Origin of the sequence: Nonomuraea candida, assembly GCF_000725485.1 — a bacterium.
Lineage (GTDB): Bacteria > Actinomycetota > Actinomycetes > Streptosporangiales > Streptosporangiaceae > Nonomuraea > Nonomuraea candida.
This window is the reverse complement of sequence record NZ_JOAG01000072.1, coordinates 1-22,569: the sequence shown is the minus strand read 5'-3', so window position 1 is coordinate 22,569 and position 22,569 is coordinate 1. Positions and strand designations below refer to the sequence as shown.

The window sequence follows — 22,569 nt, the reverse complement described above, 5'->3', positions numbered from 1 at the left end:
ATGGCACGCGAACGCGGCCCCTGTTCTTGATCGACTGGCGTAGACACCCAACGATCATCAGGGGTCGCGTTTGCCATCTGTACCCCGGGGTGCCCTCAAACCGCCCGGTCTCACCGAGCCCGCGTGCGTCTCACCAGCCGAGAACGCATCGGCCCTAGTGCCGTACCCGCTACCCTGACGCAGCAGTATGTTCGGACGCTCGTTCGAGTGTTCCTCACCAATGGGCATGGCGAAGCGGCCGGCGCGAACCCGATCTATCTCGACCTGATAAGCCGGTTCGACCCTCAGCAGGCCGCCTACGCACTTCAGTCCTTCGCTGACGCAGAAATTGCCAGTCAACTGCAACGCAGCCTATCTCGGCGGAAGTGGACAGAGCTCTTGGATGTGATCGACATCAAACTAACCGGACGTCCCGATCGTGACCTGCTCGAAGCGGTCCGCGAGTTCTCGGGTAATCCGAACAAGCTCCGACTGGACGGTAGAATTCGGCGCCTCCTCTCCGTGGCTCGCGACTGATCCATCTCGTGAGTTCAGGGTGCTGGGGCACCATGGTCATAGCCAGCCCGGCGGACTGTTTGGCTAACGCCGTGACGATCGCCCACGTCGGTTCTCACCATAAGCCGTTGGGGCGATCGACTGCCGCGGCCCTCCTTCGTCGGGCCTTGCCACCGGATAGGCGGGGTGCTATGGTCCTGCGGCAAGGGAGGGAAGTACAGCAACACCACCTGTCACAACCCCTGATCGGGCCTGAGGTGCTGGCCCTGCCCCTCGACCGGCGAGAACGCGTTTTACGTAGGAGTCGGAGTCGTGTCCGAGCGCCAGGGTCGCAGGCATGGGCGGACGGTGGCGGGAACCCCCACGGTAGGCCGCTTCGTGAAGTTCCTGGTGGATGCGTAGCATGTGGGCGTCAGGGGACATTGACTGACCACCGGGTGGACTCACTTAGAACCGCCTGGGCGCCGTCGAGGTCAGCGAGACGGGCGGCAAGAGTGGCTATGGCGAGCCGCTCAGGGAGAGCGGCACTGAACTTGAGACCGTGCAGTGCCTTTTCATGTACATCGGGCAGGCACAAACGGTTGATGGCATCGGTCGTGCGGGTCTTCCACTCCTCCACGGTGAGGTCGTTGCGTAGACGAATAAACGTGTCCTCGACTCGCTGGCCAGGTACTGTGATGCCCTCCATCAGGGTTGCGGCCAGGGTCATGTTCGCCCGAAACCCAGCCCAAGTCCACCATCGGACATCCCCAGTCCGAAAGTCTCGGGTAATGACGGAGCCGGCCGGATGGACCGACTCCACAGCGTTCTCACGGAGCTGGGCAAGCTGGGCGACTGCGCGCTGGCTGAGTCGTACGGTGGGGTCAGAGCCGAGCAATATGTCACGCATAGCGCGGGTAAGCGCGAAGGAGAGTCCCCCATGGCCCGCGCCGTTCCACCTGGCTTTGCCCTTGCCGTCGGCGGGGTCGACGAAGCAGCGCCGCCGCGACCAGTCGATGTATGTGACTCGCCACGTCCGTCCGGCCAGTAGCAACAGACGTGGCCCCTCGATCTCCTCGGTGAGGAGCGCGGGGTCGGTCCGGCCGATCTCCTTGGATCCCGATAGCACGGTGAACTCCGGGGCCGAGGTGAAGACGCTGGTCATCTCCATGAAGTGCCGGTGTCCGAATCGGCGTTCGGCCTCGGGGCCGACGAAGAGCATCCCACCGTCGCTATCCAAATATCCTTGGCTGAGCAAATACCTCATGATCGGCAAGGCAGAGACACCGAACAGCTCTAGCCCGTTCCACCACTCCCTCCAGGTTTGGTCGCCCACATGATGTTCCTGCAGGCACAGCGCGAGGATCTGCTGAGCCACGATATGCCGAGGCTCAGGCGGCGGCTTGACCGCCTCGACGAAACCGCGCTCCCACAGCAGCAGCAGCCCTGCCGTGTGCAGCAGTGACTCGTCGCCAAGAGCCAGGAACAAGCAGTTGCGGCTGGAGCCCGGCCTTCGGCCGGTGCGGCCGATTCGCTGGAGGAACGATGCGACGCTGTGAGGAGCGTTCACATGGATGACCCGGTCGAGGTCGCCGACGTCGATACCGAGTTCCAAGGTGGACGTGGCCACGATCACGCAATCGCGGGAGTCGGCGAACGCATGCTCCGACCGGCGTCGCTCATCTGCCGAAAGTGATGCGTGCGACAGGAACACCTGAACACCGCGGCCGTTCAGTTCCGCGCCCAGCTCCTCCACCAGCCGCCTTGAGTCGGCAAAGACCAGCCGTTTCTCTCCAGCGTGCAATGCGGCGATCACCCGAGCGGCGTTCGCCACCGACCCTACGTAATCGAGCTGGACATCGGAGGACTGACTGGCTGGGACTAGGGGGCGATGGCCTGTCGCAGGCGTCGCAGCGCGGGCTCCCGGTGTAATGATTTCGGCGGTTCGCCTGCCCCGGTTCGACCCTTGCAGCCATGTCAGCAGTTCATCGGGGTTTCCCACGGTGGCGGAGAGTCCAATCCGCTGAATTGGACGGCCTACCAGGTGAGTCAACCGCTCAAGCACGGCAATCAGATGCCAGCCACGGTCATCGCCTGCGAAAGCATGAACCTCATCGATGACGACAATCCGCAACCCCGCGAAGAGAGGCCAATGATCGACTTTGGCCGAGACGAGCATCGACTCAATCGACTCCGGCGTGGTCAGCAAAATGTCCGGCGGGTCGCGAAGAATCGACGCACGCCGACCTGCCGTTACGTCGCCGTGCCACAGGGCCGCCCTGCGCCCGGTCCACGCCGCGTAAAGTTCCAGCCGCGGCAGCAGGTTGTTGAGCAGCGCCTTCAACGGGCACACATAGAGCACCGCGATGCCACCGGCGCCGTTTAGGGCCGACAGTACCGGGAAGATCGCGGCCTCCGTCTTGCCGCCCGCCGTCGGAGCAAGCAAGAGCGTGTCTGCGCCACCGAGCACCGGGCCGACGGCTGCCACCTGAAACGGCCGCAGCCCAGGCCAGCCGAGTGTGTTGATGAGGTGGTGGATCAGGGAGGGGTGCAGCCGATCCGCAGCCGAGTCACCTGGCTCTTCCGTCCCGGTCATGGTAGGTCGAGTTCCACGTCGTCGACATCCGCGGCGCGGACCACGAGAGCGTTGCGCTCCTCGTCTGTCAACTCACTCGCCGACATCGTGAGCTTGTAGTGCAGCCGGGGATCAAAATCGGGGAACTCGTCCACCCGGTCGAGCACGTCGGCCACGAGCTTACGCAGGAAGATCCGGGGCGCCACTCCAGCTTTCCCGCCTAGTTCGCCCGCGATCGCTGATGCGAGCGTGGCGATATAGGCATCGTCGACCTGATCGCGCACCCGCTCTGAGGAACGCGCGTCCACCGTATACAGATCTCGTACGGCGGAGCCGAGTTGGGCCAGACGAGGTTGATCGAATCCAGCGAGACGGATCTGCACCGCCCTTGGGGAATCGAACCGGGGATCGGTTTCGAAGTCGGTCGCCAGCCGCTGGGCGAGCGGGGTGAGCCGCTGAACCCCCTGCGCGCCGTCGTAGAAGGCTGGCGTTCCCGTGATCATCACGTACAGGCCGGGGAAACGCCCGGAGTCGATCTCATCGATCAGCTGGCGGAGCGCATTCAGTCCCTTCTCCCGTACGTCCGCCCGTACCCGCTGCAGAGTCTCAGTCTCGTCCAGGACCACCAACAGACCGGGGTGGCCGCAGTCACGCAGCACGGTCAGCAGCCCCTGCAGGAAGCCAAGTGCCCCGAAGTGGTCCAGGTCGCCGCGGATCCCAGCGGCACGTCTAGCTGAGGCAGCCGCATTCGGCTGCCCACCGATCCACGCCATAAGTCCTTCTGCCAGGGCGTAGTCCTCACCAAGCCGAGCCTGTCGATAGGCGCGAAGAGCGGCGGCGAAGGCCGGAGTGGTCCGTGCTACTGCAGCGAGCCGCTCTTCAAGTAGCTCGTCCACACCATGGCTCAATGCGTGGAGATCATTGGGATCGACTGATCCCGCTGCTAGAACGTCCTCTTCGAGTGTGAAGAACCAGCCGTCCACGATTTCACGCAGTGCGCTCGGCTGAGTAGACGCAGTGCTGAGATGTTCGACGAGACGCCGGTACACGGTTTCCAGCCGGTGCAGGGGCGTTTCGGTCTCCGAGATCTGGATCTCCGTAGCGGCCAGACCTCGCCGCTTAGCTCGTTCAGCAAGCCAGCGGGTGAAGAAAGTTTTTCCTGAGCCGTAGTCTCCGCGGACGGCCTTAAAGACTGCCCCGCCTGCCGCCACGACGGCGAGCTCATCGTCGATCGCGTTCTCGAACCGCTCCAGGCCTACGGCGAACAAGTCGAGGCCTGCAGACGGGACAGTGCCACGGCGAAGCGCGTTGAGCACCTCACGGCGTCGGGCGGCGCTGACCGATGTAGGGGCGTTCATGAGGCCCGTCCCCGCTCACCGTGGACGTCCCCCGCGCATGTCACGACCTGTCCCCAAAGAACTGTTCGCGCAGAAGCGCGACGTTCAACTCGACCGTCCGCCCGCCGTCGGTCTCAGCCAGGACAACGTAACCGTCCACGTTGAGAAGCTTCGCCACCTGTGCAAGGTAACCCGACATCCGAAAGACCGGCTGGTCCATCAGGGCAGCGACATTGGTGACCGGGAGCTTGCCGCCTGCCGCCACTAGCGCATCGACGAGCCGGGCGATCTCGGGCCCTTCAGGTGCCCGGCGTACGAAGGTTCGCTGGGCAGCGAGCAGCTCCGAGGAGGCGACCCGGACTCCGTCAGAGAGCACCTCGGCAGGGACCCCACCCACTGCCAGGTCCTCGATGCCAAAGAGTGTCTCACCCGGTCTGGAAACGCCCTTGCCTTTCGCTTTCCGGCCCACGGCGTTGGCGCGAGCCTGGGCTGTAGCCGTGGAAGAGACCGGTGTGTCCCACCAGACAGGAGCGTGCACCGGCGTGCCGTACTCGGCCCATCGGCTGGGCACGAGTTCAGTGGAAGGCACGAAGACCAGGATCGGGATCACCATTTCGGCGGGTGAGGCTCCGCCATGGTAGCCCGCCCGCCGAGCTGTGTAGCGGATTCTTTCATCCCAGGCAGCGACGATGGATTCACCCGCGAGCACCCTGGGGCCACGTATCTCGATCTCTCCCTCGCCCGGAGCACCGAGCCGATAGCGGGCGGATTCCGCGGATGCCGGGTGGAGATCGTCGTTGTGGTCAAGCACGTGCCCGTGATCGGAGGTAAGGATGACCGGACGCCCGATCCGCCACGCCTCGTCCAGCAGCGATGGCAGGTAGGCGATGTCGGAGAGCCCCCAGTGGGGTTGCCCGTCCTCCCGGCCTCGGTCAAGCGCGTCGTCGATGGTGTTCAACACCACTCCCACAACCTTGGGCAGCTCGCGGATCGCGGTGAGGACAGGCTCAGCGAGGTGTGCTCCCGGACCACCGCGCAACTCGCCCTTGTGGAAGAGGACCGAGGGGCGCCCTCGCCAGAACGTGGCGAAGCCGGCCTTCTCCTCGGTCTGTCCGCCACCTCGCAGGGTCCCGCACAGCAGACTCGTCCGGGAGAATCGGGTGACCGATGGGATCGTGGCGATCGCGGGTTCCCTGCCGTCGTCGCGACGGCCTGTCTCGATCCACCGCCGTGTGGAGACGATATCCTCGGCCAGCTCGCAGGCGACCGCGGCACTCATGCCGTCCAGCACGATGATGAGCGGTGGCCGCCGGTCGGCCACGGGACGAGCGACGCGCTCCAAAAGGTTTTCGGCCAGGACTAGGTCCTCAGTCTCTCCGGAGCGCTCGGACCAGGCAGCCAGGCGTTTAGCAAAGGCGCGATCGAAGGCTGCTCTGCGCTCCCGGACCGCTTCGTAGAGCATCCCGTAGGCAGCCCGCGCAGACGGGACTCGCGCTGTGTCCGCGCGCTCTACATGTGCGAGCGCGCGGTCCACCCAAGCGTGATCGCGCAGGTACGTAGTAGCTCCGTCTCGCAGGGTCCTGGGTTCGCCGGCGGGCAACGCGAGCCATCGGGTGAGCCGAACAGCCGCGGCGGCCGTGCCAACCTCCATTGAACGAGCGACAGTACGGCGGTGCTCGCCGAGGCGTTCCCAGGCCGCCTCCAACGCCACGAGATCACTGGCTCGGGGTAGGGGAAGCGCCTGAGCGATGACCTCGGTCAGAGCGGCCAGGCGTGCGTCGAATCCGGCGTCGAGGATCGGGCTAGCCCCGGCGAGCTGTTCGGCGCCTAGGCCCCGCAGAACTTGTTGCGCACGGTCACACAGGTCACCGGCGAGGCGCGCATTCCCACCAAGGCTCCATCTGACGACCAGCGACTCGGAGGCTTCGGCGAAGCTCCGCATGTCCGCGTAAGAGGGAGCCTGGCCACCGAAGAACCGTTCTTCTGCGCGGACGCGTGCAGTGATGACATCAGTCCCATCGGCATCTGGGGCGTACAGCTCGGACACGGCGAGGCCGAGAGGGACCGCGTCGGCGAGCTGCCCGGCCCGCAACATCCTGAAGATCACACGGGCGACCGGGCCAACGGTCTCGGATAGCCATTGTCCCAGCCCGTCACGCTCCTCTTGGCGGAGCGTGACGAACCGTGCGACCCGATGATCCGCGAGGGTCCACTCCAGCAGCGCCGCCCCGTCGAGCTGTTCCTCGTCGGCTGCGCCACCTGAGCCAGAGGTACTGCTGAACCGGACTGCGGTCAGCCGATTCAGCGCTGTCTCCAGGGTTAGCAGCGGGCCAGCAAGACGCCGCCACCCGCCCTCACGGGGCTTGGCGTCCAGCAGCGATTCCGCCAGCCAGCGCCACTCGCTCTTCGACAGCCGGGGGTCGAGGAGCCTGGCCCCGAAGTCCTCGGCCACCAGGTCCCAGCGGTTGATCGGCCGGACCGCGTTCTCTACCGCGCATGACAGGACCGACAGCCCAAGCTCGTCGTCGTCGCACGGGGTGAGCACCACGAGGTAAGTGCCGGACTCGCGGGGTGCGCTGATCGCGTCGAGAACCGAGAGCACCGTCGGGCAGGGTGCCACTCTGGCGACGGCCTGATCAGCGCGGACCTCTGTGGGGCCGCGCCACTCTGCCGCGGCTCGAAGCAAGAGCACCCGCTCCAGGCGCCTTCCCCGGTCGACGAGTCGCGCCGCACGTCGCAGTTCGCCTTCGACGACGGCTTGATTCGCAGCGGGCACACTGGTAGGCATCGTCATCAGACGCCCCCCGTAGCCATCGTGTCGGTAATGGCCCCGGTACCTCGGGCGGGGCGATCAGATTCACGCATCAGCGCCCCCATCCGCGATCCTCACGATCCGCCAAGTGATCTCAAACTCGGCCTCCGGGCTGGCGGCCAGTGCCTTGATCAGCTCGTCGGCGATAACCCTCGCCTCTGCCCCTCGAACGGTGCGTCTGACTGTACCGGCGGCAGCCCTCCCCTGCCCGGTGGCGGGGTTCACTACTGGGGAGTTTCCGCCAGAGGAGATGCCAGAGCGGGGATCACTCAGCCTCTGCCCAGCTCCCGAATCGGGATCGGGATCGGGGTCAGTTTTCGGCGCGGTAAGCAGTTCGATGACGTCTTGCTCGGCGGCCAGTACAGCTGGCTCCAGAGCGACCTCATGTTCGTCGTGCCGAGCGGCTCCGCGCAGCCGATCGAGGATCACGCGGGCGCTCTCTGCCCTGACATCGGAGCTTTCGGCCAGAGTGGGGAGCTGGTCGAGCATCCGCCACCGAATGCTCGCCAGCGCGGTGGTCAGTGCCTTCGCCCGGGTCAGGCTCACCCGATAGATGACCGCTTCGCGCTGCAGACTCTCCCCGGCCAAGGATCTGATCACCGCGGTGGCATCTCCGGCAGTGAGCGCGTTGAGCATCCGTGCGGCAGTCTGGGCAGTCGCTAGTCGCGCCGAGTCGGTCAGACCCAGGACGGCTGCGTGCCGACGCAGCTCGGCAACGTGACCCTCGATGGCCGGCAACCACTCGGAAGCCATGGCGCGCAGGTCCGCGGCCAGGGCCTGCACAGCCCTGGCCGAGAGAACCGGCGGAACCTGAAGGCCGAATATGTCCCTGGCTCGATCAGCGGCCAGCTCCCAGTCCTCACGGGAGGGCAGCTCCTGCCGTCTCAGGACTAGTTCGCCGCCGATCTTTCCGAGTTCCGGTGCCTCCCGCTGCGGTTGGCCGCCGCGGATCCAGGCCCGGTCGGTCTGGATCGCGTAGCAGGAGATCACCAGGTCAACGACCAGATGCGGCAAACCAGGCTGCTCTTCCCTGATCCACCCGCGTATATCGGAGACGCGGACCTCAGCGGGTGACGCCCCCGCCACCACGGCAGCGGCGGCCTTCCTGTCGATGAACTGCTTCCACTCGTCACCAAGGATGAATGCGGCCTCCCCCATCACTCCCAGAGAGAGCGGGTTGGCGATGCGCTTTAGCGTCGTCACGTCGCCGCCGGTCACCTCTGCCCGCCCCACGCTGTCCTGCGCGGCCCGGGCAACCACAGCGAGCACGGTGCGCAGTTCCGACAGGGAGATCTCCTTGCCGCGGCCCAGCCGGTCAAAGTCCGGATGCCTCGGGTAACGATGATCGAGCAGCCCCACCGACATGTGCCGCAGCGCCTCCCGGAAGCCCTGCCCGATCATCGGCTTGACCTGGAGCTGGGAATCCAGGCAGAGCGCGTGCTCTTCGACCCGCGCCCCCAGATCCTCGTCGTTGGCCCCGTCGATCCCGTACGCCCGCTTGACTGCACGGACAAGCGCCGTCCGGAGTGCGGCCCGCCGGTTATCCAGCTGGGTGCGCGCATGGTGCCGATCCTCTGTGCTGAGCGCAGGAGTGTATTCGGTGAGATGATCCCGCTCTAGCAGATAGGAGATCTTAATAAAATCCTCCAGGTCACGCACCCGATCCCCGGACAGAAAATGCGGCAGCCAGGTGATCGTCGGCGGCCGATCCAACTCAGCCTGGAGTTCCCAGACCCGTCGCATGTCCTCGGCGGGGCTGTGCGTCCCTTCATCGAATGGGTAGTCGACGACGAACCGAATCGCCTCGGGGTCGTAGGGCGAGAACTCGCCGACGGAGACATTGTCCCGGTCGCGGATGTTGGCGAAAAGCACCTCCACGGTCCGGGCGGTACCCCTCCAGATGACGGACGTGGTGGCGATAAGTTGTCCCTTTTCGGGGACGCCCAGTTCGGCGAAGAGTAGTTCTTTCAGTACGGCTCGCTTGGCTGCCTGGTCCGCGACGTGCGCGACCTGACTGATGATCGCCTTGGTATCTACGCCGATGAGAGCGACCTCGACGGACGGGTCAGCAGTGTCCGTGACCCGGATCTCGCCGAACTCCGTCGCGAGCTTGCGCAGCAGGTCCGCGACGGAGTTCGGCTCCCTGCCAGGCAGGGAGGCGACGATGGCCCCATGGTTGAGTGCGGCCAGCCGGGAGGCGGTGAGTGTCCGCAACGCGGGAACGCCGGGCACCAACGCGGCTAGCAGCAACGTCTTAACGATCAGGTCGTCAGAGCGGAACGCATGCCGAGGGGGAAGCGCGGCGACGTGCTCCTCGGCCAGATTGTGCTTCTTCAGTAGATACGGGCGGAACTTGAGCCGATAGAAACGCTGCGCCTGGCCGAACTCGTCCTTGAGTTTGTCGGAGAACGGCTCGTCCCTGCCGTCGGTGAGCACGTCGTAGATCGCACCCAATGGCATGAGCTGTCCGACTAGCAGCACATCCCGGTAGTCGACGAGGAGTTGCTGCATAAGCTTGAGCGCGGTCCGCTCCCGCTGAAGTGCTCCGGACAGGTCGACCATCGCGTGCAGGAACGCCGGGCTAAATGGATATGTGTCGCGGAAGGATCCCGGGTCGCCGGCCCCACCCTGGGCATCCAGCAACGTTTCCCAGATCTGGGAGCGGACGGCGGTGGTTCGCTCGAAGGCCGCGTCGAGCTCGGCCCTGGCCTCGGCATCCCTCCCGGGCTTCGGGCGGAGCATCCGCTCCTTCACGATGGCGGGAAGGTTCCGGTCTTCCAGCTTGATGACGTTGAACCGGCCATCCCAGTATTTCAGCGCGTCGAACAGGCTTCCGGCCTTGCCTCCGGTGAGATCCCTGCCGACCAGGTCCTTCAGGTCGCGCTGACGTGGAACGAAACTGATGATGGGTGCGGGACGCTCGTTCTCAGCCGACTCGACCAGTTTGGAGATTTTCTGTGCCTCCTGCTCCATCCTCCCACCCTCGCTGATCATGCCGGAGAGCCAGAGGACCAGCTCATCGAGGAGCAGCACGATCGCGTGGTAGCCGAGTACCTCCTTAGCGTGCCTGCTGATGACAGACAGTCCCTCGTCCAAGGAGATATAGGAGGCCGCGTCGGAACGGACCGCACGAGCGAACCGCTTGAAAGGCCCAGCCAGCAGCCGACCGATCAGGAGACGTCGGTCCTTGTCGTTGGAAGGAGCCACGAACGCCGCATCAAGTCGGGACGTGGTCCAGACGCTGTCAGAGGCGCTCACGTCGGGATTCTTCCACGGCGAGTCCCCTGTGGAAATCTTCGCGATGAACGCCTCATCACCGAGGTCGGCGCGCATCTGCGCCGCGTCTGCCATGAGCTGGTCGTCGACGTAGACCGCGGGAAGCGGCTTGCCCGGGTGCTCCTTCTCGACAAGCTTGACATACGAGCCGAGAACCGCCGCTTCCAGCGACCGTTCCTCCACCATGTGGTGGGCTACCAGCAGAAACTTCCGCCCGGTCAGCCAGGGGTCGTTCTCTGCAACAACGTCCGAGAGGCCTTTCTTACCGCGGGCGGCCGGGTCGCCTCTGAGAATCGCGTGAAGCACGGCCATGAAATGGCTCTTGCCTGAGCCGAACGAGCCGTCCAGGTAGGCCGCGTGCGACGTCCTCTGCTCCACGCCGTCTTGGATGATTCCCAGCGCCCTCCGGAAACACGCCGCGAGCTGATCTGTGACCACATAATCCCGGATCGTCGCATCCCGGAACCGCTCATCCACGCCATTCGTGATGGTCAGCACGTAGTCCCCGGCGTGCACGCGCTCCGGGATATCGATCAGATCACGCAGCAGCTTCGTCATCGGACTCACAGTCATCTCTTCGTTCTCATCGGGCCCGACCCCGCCGATATTGGTTCCGCTGAGCAAACCGATATCGGCGACGTCGCCGGCCACCTATCTTCCAGCTTCCCAGAAGGGCCGAGTACGCGGTGTTTAACGGTCACGCGCGGGAGGCTCTGCCCTTGCGGGAGCCAGCGGGCGGCCACCGCCGCAGGTCGTCATCGGTCAACTGCAACTCCCGCTGCTGCTCCTGGAGGTACTCGGCGTAGCCCTCCGCCGGGATCCGGCCTTCCGCGTCTCGTTCACCGTGCCACTGCCAGACCCATGGCAGGACCTCAGCCAGGCCGGCGAGCAGCGGGGCCAGCCGGTCCGCCTCCCAGCCGTCGCCGGAACGGCGCTCCTCCATCAGGGTGAAAAGCGCCTGTGCACGCTGGAGATGGTCCCAGCCCGCCCAGCCCAGCAGGAGCGACCCGTCGGTCTCTGGAGAGGCGTACGGGTACGAGATGAACCGCTCCTTCGGCACGTCCAGCTTGCCGCGGTTACGCCAGTATGACGGCCTCAAGAAGTCCGCCGAGGTGTACTTCTCCGGCACGGCGATATCGAGCCGTTGTCCCATCCGGTCCTCCTCGCGCTGCTTCTCCCAGGTCTCCTCCCACCGCGCCCACTTCACAAGTCCGGACGGCTTGTACCGGAGCTGCGCGAGGAACGGCACATGCTCGGCCTCGACGATCTCCGCAACCACGTCGGCGAGTCGTGCGTCAGGCCCGCCGTAGAGCCGGGCCACCGCAACGAAGTCAGCGTCGCGCCCCAGCCAGTCGGCGAGCCGCGCCACGGTAATCGGCCTCGGTTGCTCACCGCCGAGGCCGTCTGGCGCGAACCACAGCGTGCGCGCTTCACACCGGTCCAGCATCCAGCCGCGCAGAGCCTCCCGTTCCCGCTTCTCCCACGGCTCGGCCGACCACCGCCGCTTGCACTCCGGCCGCTCGATCAGCCCCAGATCCCGGCGCCTCTCGATCGCCTCGATCCGAGCCTCCACCATCGTCTTGTACGCCTCGGGCCAGTGCCCTGGCAGTTCCGTCATAGGTGTGGAACCGTGCCGGAAAAACCACGCGGTCTCAACGTCGCCCCTTGCCATCCTTCGGGCAAGCGCGATCTCGAACGCTCGCTCGCCAAGTTTCAGCTCCGGGAGACGCAATCCGATCGCTTCACAGTCAAACGCCCGGGCCGGCAGGGCAGCCGTCTCCGGGATCAGAGCAGCGGCTTCGAATTCATCGAGAAGCCCATAAAGCCTGTAGACCTCCCAGTCCAGCTCCTCCTGGAGGGCGATCATCTGTCCTCGGAGGGAATCGTGCTCCGCACGGGCGGCGACGAGCCGATCCCGCGTTGGCACACCGGTCGCGCATACCTCGGACGGTTCCAGGGCAGCTAGCCGATGCGCGAGCGAGTCCAATTCCTTCCCGAACTCCACCGGCAGTGGCTGAGGTAGTGGAAAGACTCTCAGCTTGTCTCCGTCAATTCTGTAACGTTCCTCCCAAGTCTCATCTTGAACTCCCCGGCCGATTCCACTTCCGCCTTTGGGTGGCATTGTTTGGCGTAGCCAGAATCCCGCAGTCGAGCTATTTAGCACACCAGCAAGAGCTAGGTGATCTTCCTCGCCTTTTCGGGATGCCAACTTAATAACCGGCGCCGGTCGGTTGAATATATTTCCACCGCGATCCACAGCAAAGTGATTATGTGTCGCTATGTAGGCAAAGATAATTGATGTCGGAGTCTGGTAGGCAGATGGGGTGTGCTGCATATAGTCCCACCACCGAAGACCGGCATCCTCCATGTTTCCCTGAAAGGTCCTTCGCTCCGCCAAGAGCGTTCTCAACGGCCAAAGCTCGCGCGTGAATTTACTTTCGCTCAAATTGCAGGAATATGGATAAAGGATTAGCTCCTTTGGGAGCGCTATCCAGTCCCTGACATCAAGTCCCGATATTATCGGCTTAAGCGAGGAGCTCTCGGCGACGAGGTGAAGAGTTGACCTTCTTGGGCGAATGAACGCCTCATCGGATCCCGAACGGATGCTGCGCCCAATGGGCATTTCGATAAAGTCCTCAAGATGGCCCCCGGATGCAGATCTGATTCGGTTCATCACCGAGGCGGGCCCACCGCCAGAGAGACTCCATGGGTAGGTCAGCAGGTTTGCGCGAGGAATATCAACTACCGATATCCATTCGCTTTCGGTTCCGGGCCGGTCGACTTGGTTTACGATTGCCTTCCAGACATTGCCATCGGCAGGATTTTCTGGCTGTCCAGGCTCCCCACGGATTCCCATTGCCATGCGAATTACTCCATGCGAAAGAGGGAGCTGGTTTCGCCCAATAAGAATTACAGTTGGCGTTCCATGGCCTGGGATTCGTACACCGGATGTATCGATGACATGCGTCAGTTGCGGGGAGCGGTGGGGATCGGCCCCCGAAAAGAATTCCTCAATAAGCTTCTTTCCGAATTTACTCTTCATGAAAGAGTTGGCCGTGATTTGCCCAACATACCCACCATTGCGATCACTGCCGCCCGCTCTTCGCGCTAGATGAAAGAACCTTTCCGCAAACGGCACCGAGAGTGCATACGTTCCCGAGCAGGTCGGATACATCTTTCGATAATTTCGGTTTTCCTGTTTGTCTTTCACCTGAATGTACGGTGGGTTTCCTACTACGACATCGTAGCTGTTGGCCGCCAGGATATCGCAGGAACGCACGTAGTCGAGGATATCTTCGGTCCGGTAGGCGAACCCCTCCGGGTGCGCTTTGTCCGCCTGACCTGGAGAACTGAACAGGCCGGGGATCTCCTCGTCAGCTTGCGGGCCATGCGAGCCGTGAAGGAGGGAGTCACCGATGGCGACGTTGATGGCAAGGTCGCCCCGCAGGTCAGTCAGGTGGGAGACCCCGCCGGCCTTGAGCGCCGCGATGAGGAGGCGGAAACGTGCGATGGCCGCCGCGAAGGGGTTCTTGTCGACGCCGTGAACCGAGTTGAGAGACCGGGCGATCAGCTCCCAGTGACTGGCGGAGGCGTCCAGCCGCTTCCACTCGGTGAGAATCTGCTCGAAGGCGCTGAGCAGGAAGTGTCCAGAACCGCAAGTGGGGTCGACCAGCCTGAATTTCTCGGTCAGGCCGAACTCGTCCAACGCAGGGGTCAGCGTGTAGCGGAGGATGAACTCCTCGACGAACACCGGGGTCTGCCGCAGGGCGTAAGTCTCCTGGGCATAGGTGGATAGGTGCTCGTACAGGTCTCCGAGGAATCGGGTGTCCCAGGTGGGGTCGGTGAAGTCGTGCCGGATCTCACCTGTCTCCTTCGTCTCCCGCCAGAACCCGAGCAGCCGCTTCGCGGCTTCGTGCGACGGTGTAATCGTCCACATCGGGTTGTGCGCTCGGTCGAACAGCCCAGCGGTCGCCTTAGTGACCGCGAGCGCGGCGAAGGAGCGCTCGATCCAGCCTCGGTCGGTGGGGTCCTCATCGGTGTTCCAGTACTCCTCCTGGCGCTCCTTCGCCACCGCCAGCCGCGCGCCGTGCTCAGCGGCGACGCGACCGGCCAGGTAGGGCAGTTCGATCAGCCCGTTGTCTTCGCAGAAGCGGACGAAGACCGTGCCGAGCACCCAAGCGACGGCGGCTTGGGTGACCCGGTCGTCCAGCCAGGAGTTCTTCAGTCCAGACTCGTAGGGAGCCCCGGTGCGTTCTGCGTTATGCGCGGACCGCCACTCGGCGCGGAGCGTCGCGTCGAACTCGCTCGCGGCCCGCTCCCTCAGGTCCCTCTCCAGCGCTCGGACCTGGTCCTTGAGGTCTGCGAGCAGGGCATCGAGGTCGATCACAGAACGCTCCTGAACGATTGTAATGGAGGTGTCGGCAGAGAGTAGTTGGTCGGTACTGGCTGGTCGGTACGGGTTGGGGTTGGCGACTAGTGGAAGGCGGGACGACGGGCTGCACCGAGGGCTCGGGCGAACCTGCCGGGCACGACGAGTTGCTCGGCGTCGCCCGGCAGCACTCCGATGCCGTGGTTGTCCAGCGTAGGCGGCCGCTGAGGGTCGCTCATCGGGCAGAGCAACCACAGGGCACGGGGACTGGACCCGTTTTCACCGCTCTGGCGGGCCCGCGCCGCCAGCCTGGCCAGTAGTTCGAGACCGCCGGAGTACCGGGCCAGCGGGGTCGCGTCGGTCAGCAGTGTCGCTCCCCCGATGGAGTCGATCCGCCGCTCCAAATGGAGCAGTGCCTCCGCCGTCATGATCCCGAAACCCGCACGGGCGTCCGGGTCCGCGTCGGGAATGTCCGCCGCCGTCACCACGTCCCAGCCAGGCCAGCCTCGCTGGTCGCGAATGGCGCGCAACGCCCCCACGAACTCAGCTGTCACGTCCACGGCAGTCACATCCGCCCCGAGAAGGTTTGCCGATCCCATCGCGCCCTGCGGAGCCCCATCCGGCGCTGAGGCGAGAGTGCGCAGCACGCCGCGTACGGCGAGCGTGTCGCGAACGGCGACCTTCAGAGTGAGGAACCCTCCTCGTTCGGCCGAGCGACGCAGTCGGCTCAGGATCTCGTCAGCGGCGCCATATGACGGGGACAGGGTTGATGACAGACTGGTCGCGCTGCGCCGGTCGGACAGGCGCGAAACCTGGGTGCCGGTGGGTAGCTGCAAACGGCCGTCGGTGGTGACCTCGATGGTGTAGCCGAGGCTCAGCAGCAACGGACGGATTCCGGCGGGCTCGGGGGGAGTGTCCAGCTCGGGGAAGCGCGCTAGAACGCGCTCGACGAGCTGCTCCGGCGTAGCCCCCGGCGCGCCCAACGCCCCCACCACCTGGGCAAGAACGAGAGCCCGCTCCAGGGACAAATCTCGGGGGTAGAGCTCCAGCCGGGGAGAGACGGCTGCGGTCTTGGAGACCGCGGCAGCCAGAGTGACGAGGCTGGTATCGGCGAGCGGGGCCATTCCCTGGGGCGCGGAGACTGTCCGCAGCGCACGAAGTGTCGCCGTAGGGCTGGGGAGCGACTGCCGGGCGCTCAGCTCCGCGGCGAGGGTGTCCGCCCGGTCGCCGAGCTTCTGGGCGTAGTCGAGGAGCTCTTCCTCGCTCGGCGCGTCCTGGTCATCCCCAGCGTTGAGCGCGACGAGCATCCGGCTCTCCCGGCCAGTGCCGCGACGGAGCCGGCGCTTCTTCAACCGGGGATTGTCGAGCTTCTCCTCCGTCTCGATGGCCGCCCGCACGCACGCAGCAGCGTACGCAAGGCGCAGGGACTCGTCATCTAGGTCGGAACCTCGCCGGGTAAGCAGTGCGGCGGCGACCTGCCCGGCCTCCATGATCCTGCCGTTCTCCGCAAGGATCTCGGCGACGTCCCGACGGAGCGCGGTCGTCACTGGGACGGACTTGGACCAGCGTTCCCTGGTCTCAGCTAGCACGGTCGCGACGTAGGTTGACTTCAGCCCGCTGTACTCGGCGATTTCCTGATTCGCGGCCCACGGAGTGATAGTGGGCAGGGTCCCGTCAACAGGTATCCGCAGCGCCAGCCGGACGACAGAGACACGCCCCGCACTGCGGGTGGTCGGTCTCGGGACAAGCAACTCGGCGGCCTCTTCCACGGTCAGGTGGGCGAGATCGTGCTCGAGAGCCGACCGGCGGCCAGGAGCGGGCTGCAACAGGCCGAGGGAGCGCCGCCATTGCCTGGCCCTGCGCACCAGCTCGTTCTTCGGCCCGAGGCCGACCCCCCGCAGTCGCATGATCTGCTGGGCAGGGACACGGATCAACTCACCAACGGTGTGGACCTCCAGCTGGTGCAGCGCGATGGAGAGCGCCCGTTCGGTAAGGCCCGCCGCATTCACCGGGGTGTCCAGCCTCACCGCCGCGGCGACCGCGTCCCGGAGTTCCTCAGGGTCGTCACTGGTGGGTAGGGCCGTATTCGGCGTCGTGATGGGCTCGGCCGCGTCCAAACCGTGAAAGACGTCGGACCAACCTCGCCGGAGACTAGTAAGCGTCGGAAAGCGCTGGGAGACTTCGCGGTGCAGGGCACGCTCGAAGAAGGAGACCAGTCGGTCGCGCAGGACTGGATCAAAAGCCCCCTCAGCAAGCTGTGGCGTCGACTCCTGCAGCATGCCCGGCGCGGTCTGCGCGTCGCCCCAGCTCGGCAGCTCGTTGGAGGCCATCTGGTGCAGAGTGACAGCGGCGGCATACCACTCCGCGGCCTTGTCGAAGTAGGGCCTGCGGTCATCACCTATGAAAGGGTCAAGATAGGGCGGGGTTCCCGCACGGGTTGCACTCTCCGACGCCTCCGCGAGGGAGAAATCGAACAGAACGAGACGGCGTCCCTTCTTGGTGAGCTCCCGGACACCGATGTTCTCGGGCTTGATGTCGCGATGCCTGACGTCCTCGCCGTCGAGGTAGACCAAGGCGTCCAGCAGATGATCACCCAGGCTCTGCAACTCGTTTATGCCGAGCCGGCCCACCTCGCGTAGGTATTCAGCGAGGGTTCGTTCACCGGCCTGCTCAAGCACGATGAGGGTCCGGCCGCTGATCTCCAGTGGGCCTTCTATCAGTCGCACGATGTGCGAGTCACCAAGTTTGCGCAGTTGGTCGGCCTCACGCACCAGCCTCGCCGCGGCCGAGTCGCTAAGCGCGACCTTCAGCACCTCGCCGGTCGTGGTCAGGAACGCGCGAGCGGTCGACCCCTTGCCGAGGATCTTCTCCACAGCCCAGCGGCCAATCCGCGACCCGCGGACCGCGTCCAGGGGGTCGCTCTCGGGCTCTCCGGGACTAGATAGTTCAGCCTCGACGTCGTCGAGATGGGCGAGAAATTCACGTACGCTCTCGAACCGATCGATCGCCTGGGTGCGGGTGGCACCCCGGACCAAGCTATCCATGCTTGCCGTGATCGCGTCGTCGACGGCGCTGGGTACCAGGGCATGGTCTCCCCGAAGCCGCTGGGCCAGCCCTGCGCGGTCCTGCGCAGGGGGCTGCCCGGTCAGGATCAGGTGGCTGATCGCACCGAGGCCGAAGACGTCCAGGAGCACTCCGTCGGCTTCTGCCGTGCCGAACTCGGGAGCGAGGTAGGCCGCAGCTGACAGCTCGACGTGCTGGGCGAGGGAGGTGCCGTCACTTCCGAGTAGCCCAGTCCCGTGCGGGCGGGAGGCCGTCTGCCAATCGGCAATCTTCAGGCGCGGGTACCGGCCGTCGAAGTGAACCCAGACTGAGCGGGCGGCCAGCGCACGGTGATAGAGGTGGCGACGGTGCGCGTGGTCGACGGCCTCGGCGAGTTGGCGGATCATTTCGACCCTGGTCTCCACCGCGAACTCGTCCTGCCTGGCGGACATGAGATGGTCAAGCCGCTGCCAGTCCGGACCATGCGGGAAGACGATCGCCGGGCCGGCTTCGTGCTCTTCACTGAATACCTCGGCCTGCACGATGCCGTCGTGATTGATGCCGCGCAGAGAGAGATACTCACGGCGGGCCGCTCGGCGGGTTGACTCCCTGGCAGCTTCGGTAGCCCCCAACTCGGAAAGGTAGACACGGACCCGCCGCAGCTCGTCGCCGGGGATCGAACTGCTCGCCAAGAAGTCGGCCCAGGTAGGGCCTGTGTCGAAAGAGCGTCGCTCCAACTCGAACGGACCGATTTTGTAGCGCTTGCGCAGGCCCGTAACACCGATCCGGTCGAGCAGCCGGTTTAGCTCCCGTGAGAGCTGTGGGGTAACGCCACCCCTGCCCTGGTGCAGGCCATCCCAGATACCCGGCAGTGTCGTCTGCGCGGTGAGGCCCTGGCGACCGTAGACCTTAACTCGCTGGATCTCGTCGAAGCCGCAGACTAGGTTGGGAGCCGAGAGGAAGACTGCGGGCTCGATCCACGGGATTCTGATGTTCAGCCCGAGATCCCGGACAGCCCGCTCCAGACGGCTCTTGAGCTCTTTGGCCTTCAGATCGGCGAGGTGTAGCGGGTTGTCGATCGCGCGAGTCCGCCCGTCGCGGAAGATCCACCTCGGTCCGTCGTTGATCGCAGTGCCGGGATGGCTCTTGATCTCAACGAGGAAGAGTCCGCCGGGGGTCACGATGAAGAGGTCTACTTCGCGGACGTGGCCCGACTGGCCAGTGAAGGTGAAGGTGCTCCAAGCGTGATAGGGGTCGGTGTCGGGCATTAGATCCCGGACATGCTTGAGCGCGTCCTCCTCCCACTGGAAGTCGGACCTGTGCCCTATCCACCGATCAGCCATCCCGCTCCCCACTGAGCTCATGCCGCGAGGCAATCTTGCCAGCTCCGGCAGGTCGAGACGTACTCGAGGTTCGTTATGTCCGACGTTTTGCGAGGTTCGTGACGATATGTCACATCAGATAAGCGACATGTAGCCGCAAGGTCACTCGATCACCAGGACATCCCGGTAAATCCTTGGGTTTTGGTCTAGAGTTCTCGATCATCTCCCTCCGTAAATTGGACGCGATGTGTTCTTCCAGAACCCGATCTACGACCTCGACGATCTGACGAGATGGGTTGCCGCCGGGAAGATCCAACTCCCGGATTTCCAGCGCCCCTGGAAATGGGACGACGAGCGGATCAGGGCGCTCCTGGCCACGGTCACGATGGGCTACCCGCTTGGGGTTGTGATGACTCTGGAAACCGGCGGCGAGCGAACCCGATTCAAACAGCGGCCTCTGGCAGGGGTGACGCTGTCCGACGACGTGGAGGCCGAACAGCTTCTCATGGACGGGCAGCAGCGGATGACCTCGCTCTACCAGGCGCTGCGTTCCGGAGCGGCGGTGGAGACCACGGATGCCCGGAAGAAGAAGGTCCGGCGCTGGTACTACATTCGGATCGAGACCGCTATATCGCCAGAAGCCGACCACGACGAGGCCGTGATATCGGTGCCCGAGGACCGGATCCTCCGTGACGACTTCGGGCGGACCGTAACCCTCGACCTCAGCACTCAGGAGGCAGAGTGCGCAGCCGGTTACTTCCCGCTCAGGCTGGTCTTCGACACAGCCGCCACGCAAGCGTGGATGTGGCAGTACGCCGACAACGCCGAGCGGCGCGAACAATGGACTGCGTTCACTGACAAGGTCCTGGAGAACATCAAGAAATATCGGGTGCCCGTCATCCGACTGACAAAGAACACCCCGAAGGAGGCGGTCTGCACCGTCTTCGAGAAGGTGAACACCGGTGGGGTTACCCTCAACGTGTTCGAGCTGCTCACTGCGAGTTACGCGGCCGACCCCGCCTACTATCGGGAGCACGGACATGACTTCCAGCTCCTAGAACATTGGGAAAGCGTGCTGGCCGCGCTGTCGGAGCACCGCGTCTTCAATGGGCCGAACAGCGGCGAGCGCCTCGCCAGCAGCGACTTCCTTCAGGCAGTATGCCTGGTCTCCACGCTGCACCGTTACCGCCGCCGGGAGCCATCCCCCGATGACGTCCCAGTCGCGAGCTGCAAGCGGCGCGACATTCTGGACCTCCCCCTGGAGGAGTACCTCACCTGGGCGCCCCGCGTTGTCGAAGCACTCCACTGGACCGCCCACTTTCTCGACAGCCAGGGCATCTTCAGCTATCGCGACCTGCCATACCGGACGCAGATCGTTCCGCTCGCAGCCATCCGAACTGTGCTCGGAGGTGAGACCGAGACCGCTGAGGCGCTGGAGAAGATCGCCAGGTGGTACTGGTGTGGGGTCCTCGGCGAGCAGTATGGAGGTTCCCTGGAGAGCCGCTTCCCCCGCGACCTGGAGCAGGTCACCGGATGGGTCCGTGGAGGGAGGGAGCCGGAGTCGGTCACTGCGGCGACCTTCCGTGCAGCCAGGCTCGACACGCTTGCCAGCCGCAACAGCGCGGCCTACAAAGGCGTGTACGCCCTGATCCTCAGACAGGGCTGCTACGACTGGATCTACGGCAAAGACGTCATCGATGCAACCGTCTTCGAGGACCAGCAGGTCGACGTCGTCCGCATCTTCCCGAAGACATGGTGTGAGAAGCAGGGTGTTCCCCTTGCGCGCAGAATCAGCATCGTCAACAAGACGCCGCTAACCAGCCACACCGCCCGAGTCATCGGCACGAGGGCGCCCTCGGTGTACATGAGGGCGCTCGAGACGGAGACCGGCCTAAGAGGCAACTGGCTCGACGACGCCATCGGCACCCACCTAATCGACGCCGCTAACCTACGTGCGAACGACTTCAACGCGTTCTACGCAGCCCGTTACCGAGAGCTTGTCGCGCTAGTCGAGGACGCCATGGGACGGCTGACAATCCCAGCGGAGACGGAGAGTGAAAACGCTGCCGACTACGAGGGAGCAGAGACCGAATGAGCGACAGGCGGGCTCATTTCCTCAGGCAGGCGTCCGCCGCGCCGGTCGACCTGACCGTACGGGAGCTCCTCGCGTTCTGGGAAGTCAAGGTCCGAAACTTCAACACAGTTTCCAGAATCGCTACGGACCTCAAGCAGGCAGGCTTGAAATGCGAGCCATCCTTCGAAGACGTCGCCATGACCGAGACAGTGCGGATCGCAGCGAAGGGCGCGGATCAGGAAACAATCCAAGGAGATGCTGCAGAGCTGTCCTTTCCCCAGGCCGCTCTCCTGGTCAGAGACATCCCATCGGCAACCCGCGACGTAAAGTCGATCCCGCCGGAGGCGACACTCGCGCACGCGCACGCCGAGATGATGGCTGGGGGTTATTCCCAGCTGCCTGTCATCACCGACGCTGGGGTACTGGTTGGCGCGGTGAGTTGGGAGCGGATTGGGCATGCCAGAGTCTGCTCGCCAGAGGCGAGCTTGGCGGACGCTATCGACCGTGAGCCGAACGTCATGAAACTCACCGACGAGCTTCTGCGCAAGATCCCACTCGTCTACGAGGCGGGATTCGTGCTTGTACGCGACGAGCATGGCGACATCTGCGGCATTGTGACCACCGCCGATCTCACCGAACAGTTCCGACTGCTCGCCGAGCCATTTTTCTTGGTCGGGGAGATCGAGAGGAGGCTCCGCCGCTGCATCGAGAAGAAGGTACCTCAACAGGAGCTGAGCGTCGGCAACAAGACGTTCTCCACAGTGAACGAGATGACCTTCGGTGACTACGTAAGGTTCTTCAGGCAAGACAACATCTGGGCGCTCGTCGGGTGGCAGATCGACTGCGGGCTCTTCACCGGCAAGCTCGATCAAATCCGGGAGGTTCGTAACGAGATCATGCACTTCCGTCCCGACCCGCTTACCGCTACTCAGCGACAGCGTCTTGAGGAGTTCGCCGGCTGGATGCGTTACCTAGACCCCACGCACTGACTACTTCTCCGTTAGGTCACGGTAGAAGTGACACCTGGAACGATGGACTGACATGAACTGTCCCAAGTTGTACCGCTCGTGCCTTGGTATCCCCTGTCGGTGCAGGTCATTAGATTGCTGCTGGGCAACCACGCAATGGGCTTCAAGCAGATGCGGGAGATGCACGGGATGATCTTATGTGGCCCAGGCGTCCCATACACTGAGGTGATCTCAGCAAAATAGTTCGGACGTTTGGGATTTCTTGGACGTCGTTGCCGACGTTCCGGGCCTTTCGGGAGGAGTCGCCGAAGGCCGGAAAC

At 64.4% G+C, this 22,569-nt stretch carries 9 protein-coding genes; 3 read left to right on the top strand and 6 right to left on the bottom strand.

What is annotated here, in order from left to right; translation table 11 throughout:
- The first annotated feature begins 207 nt into the window (after positions 1 to 207).
- Positions 208 to 516: a hypothetical protein gene (locus IO39_RS55420; protein ID WP_157549649.1), complete on the top strand. Its 309-nt coding sequence runs from the start codon at positions 208 to 210 to the stop codon at positions 514 to 516.
- Between the two features lie 391 nt (positions 517 to 907).
- Here the strand turns inward: IO39_RS55420 and IO39_RS41155 are convergent, their stop codons facing one another.
- The 6 genes from IO39_RS41155 to pglW all read right to left on the bottom strand — a co-directional run bounded on the left by IO39_RS41155 (position 908) and on the right by pglW (position 19,228).
- Positions 908 to 3,070, bottom strand: a complete 2,163-nt coding sequence (locus IO39_RS41155; RefSeq protein WP_052424044.1) for a DEAD/DEAH box helicase — start codon at positions 3,068 to 3,070, stop codon at positions 908 to 910.
- Positions 3,067 to 4,407: a BREX system ATP-binding protein BrxD gene (gene brxD, locus IO39_RS41150; protein WP_043636239.1), complete on the bottom strand. Its 1,341-nt coding sequence runs from the start codon at positions 4,405 to 4,407 to the stop codon at positions 3,067 to 3,069. The genes IO39_RS41155 and brxD overlap by 4 nt, the downstream gene beginning before the upstream one ends.
- A gap of 40 nt (positions 4,408 to 4,447) precedes the next feature.
- Positions 4,448 to 7,174, bottom strand: a complete 2,727-nt coding sequence (gene pglZ, locus IO39_RS41145; protein WP_245642566.1) for a BREX-2 system phosphatase PglZ — start codon at positions 7,172 to 7,174, stop codon at positions 4,448 to 4,450.
- Between the two features lie 69 nt (positions 7,175 to 7,243).
- Positions 7,244 to 11,125 (bottom strand): DUF6079 family protein, encoded by a 3,882-nt coding sequence (locus IO39_RS41140; protein ID WP_052424042.1) that lies wholly within the window; start codon positions 11,123 to 11,125, stop codon positions 7,244 to 7,246.
- A gap of 46 nt (positions 11,126 to 11,171) precedes the next feature.
- The gene (gene pglX, locus IO39_RS41135; protein WP_211267357.1) at positions 11,172 to 14,861 is read right to left on the bottom strand and encodes a BREX-2 system adenine-specific DNA-methyltransferase PglX; all 3,690 of its coding nucleotides are present in this window, start codon (positions 14,859 to 14,861) and stop codon (positions 11,172 to 11,174) included.
- 86 nt (positions 14,862 to 14,947) lie between these two features.
- Positions 14,948 to 19,228 carry a BREX system serine/threonine kinase PglW gene (pglW, locus tag IO39_RS41130; protein WP_052424041.1) on the bottom strand — a complete coding sequence of 1,427 codons (4,281 nt, stop codon included), beginning with the start codon at positions 19,226 to 19,228 and terminating at the stop codon, positions 14,948 to 14,950.
- A gap of 226 nt (positions 19,229 to 19,454) precedes the next feature.
- Between pglW and IO39_RS41125 the strand changes: the two genes are divergently transcribed.
- Both IO39_RS41125 and IO39_RS41120 read left to right on the top strand, forming a co-directional pair.
- Complete coding sequence (locus IO39_RS41125; RefSeq protein WP_157549645.1) at positions 19,455 to 21,302, top strand: DUF262 domain-containing protein; 1,848 nt, start codon at positions 19,455 to 19,457, stop codon at positions 21,300 to 21,302.
- Entirely contained in the window at positions 21,299 to 22,270 is a 972-nt protein-coding gene (locus IO39_RS41120; RefSeq protein ID WP_043636236.1) for a CBS domain-containing anti-phage protein, read from the top strand. The genes IO39_RS41125 and IO39_RS41120 overlap by 4 nt, the downstream gene beginning before the upstream one ends.
- Positions 22,271 to 22,569: the final 299 nt, after the last annotated feature.

Coding starts and splice junctions, on each gene's coding strand:
- pglW (WP_052424041.1), bottom strand. CDS start 19,228: ATGGCTGATCGGTGGATAGGGCACAGGTCCGACTTCCAGTGGGAGGAG.
- pglZ (WP_245642566.1), bottom strand. CDS start 7,174: ATGCCTACCAGTGTGCCCGCTGCGAATCAAGCCGTCGTCGAAGGCGAA.
- IO39_RS41155 (WP_052424044.1), bottom strand. CDS start 3,070: ATGACCGGGACGGAAGAGCCAGGTGACTCGGCTGCGGATCGGCTGCAC.
- brxD (WP_043636239.1), bottom strand. CDS start 4,407: ATGAACGCCCCTACATCGGTCAGCGCCGCCCGACGCCGTGAGGTGCTC.
- IO39_RS41120 (WP_043636236.1), top strand. CDS start 21,299: ATGAGCGACAGGCGGGCTCATTTCCTCAGGCAGGCGTCCGCCGCGCCG.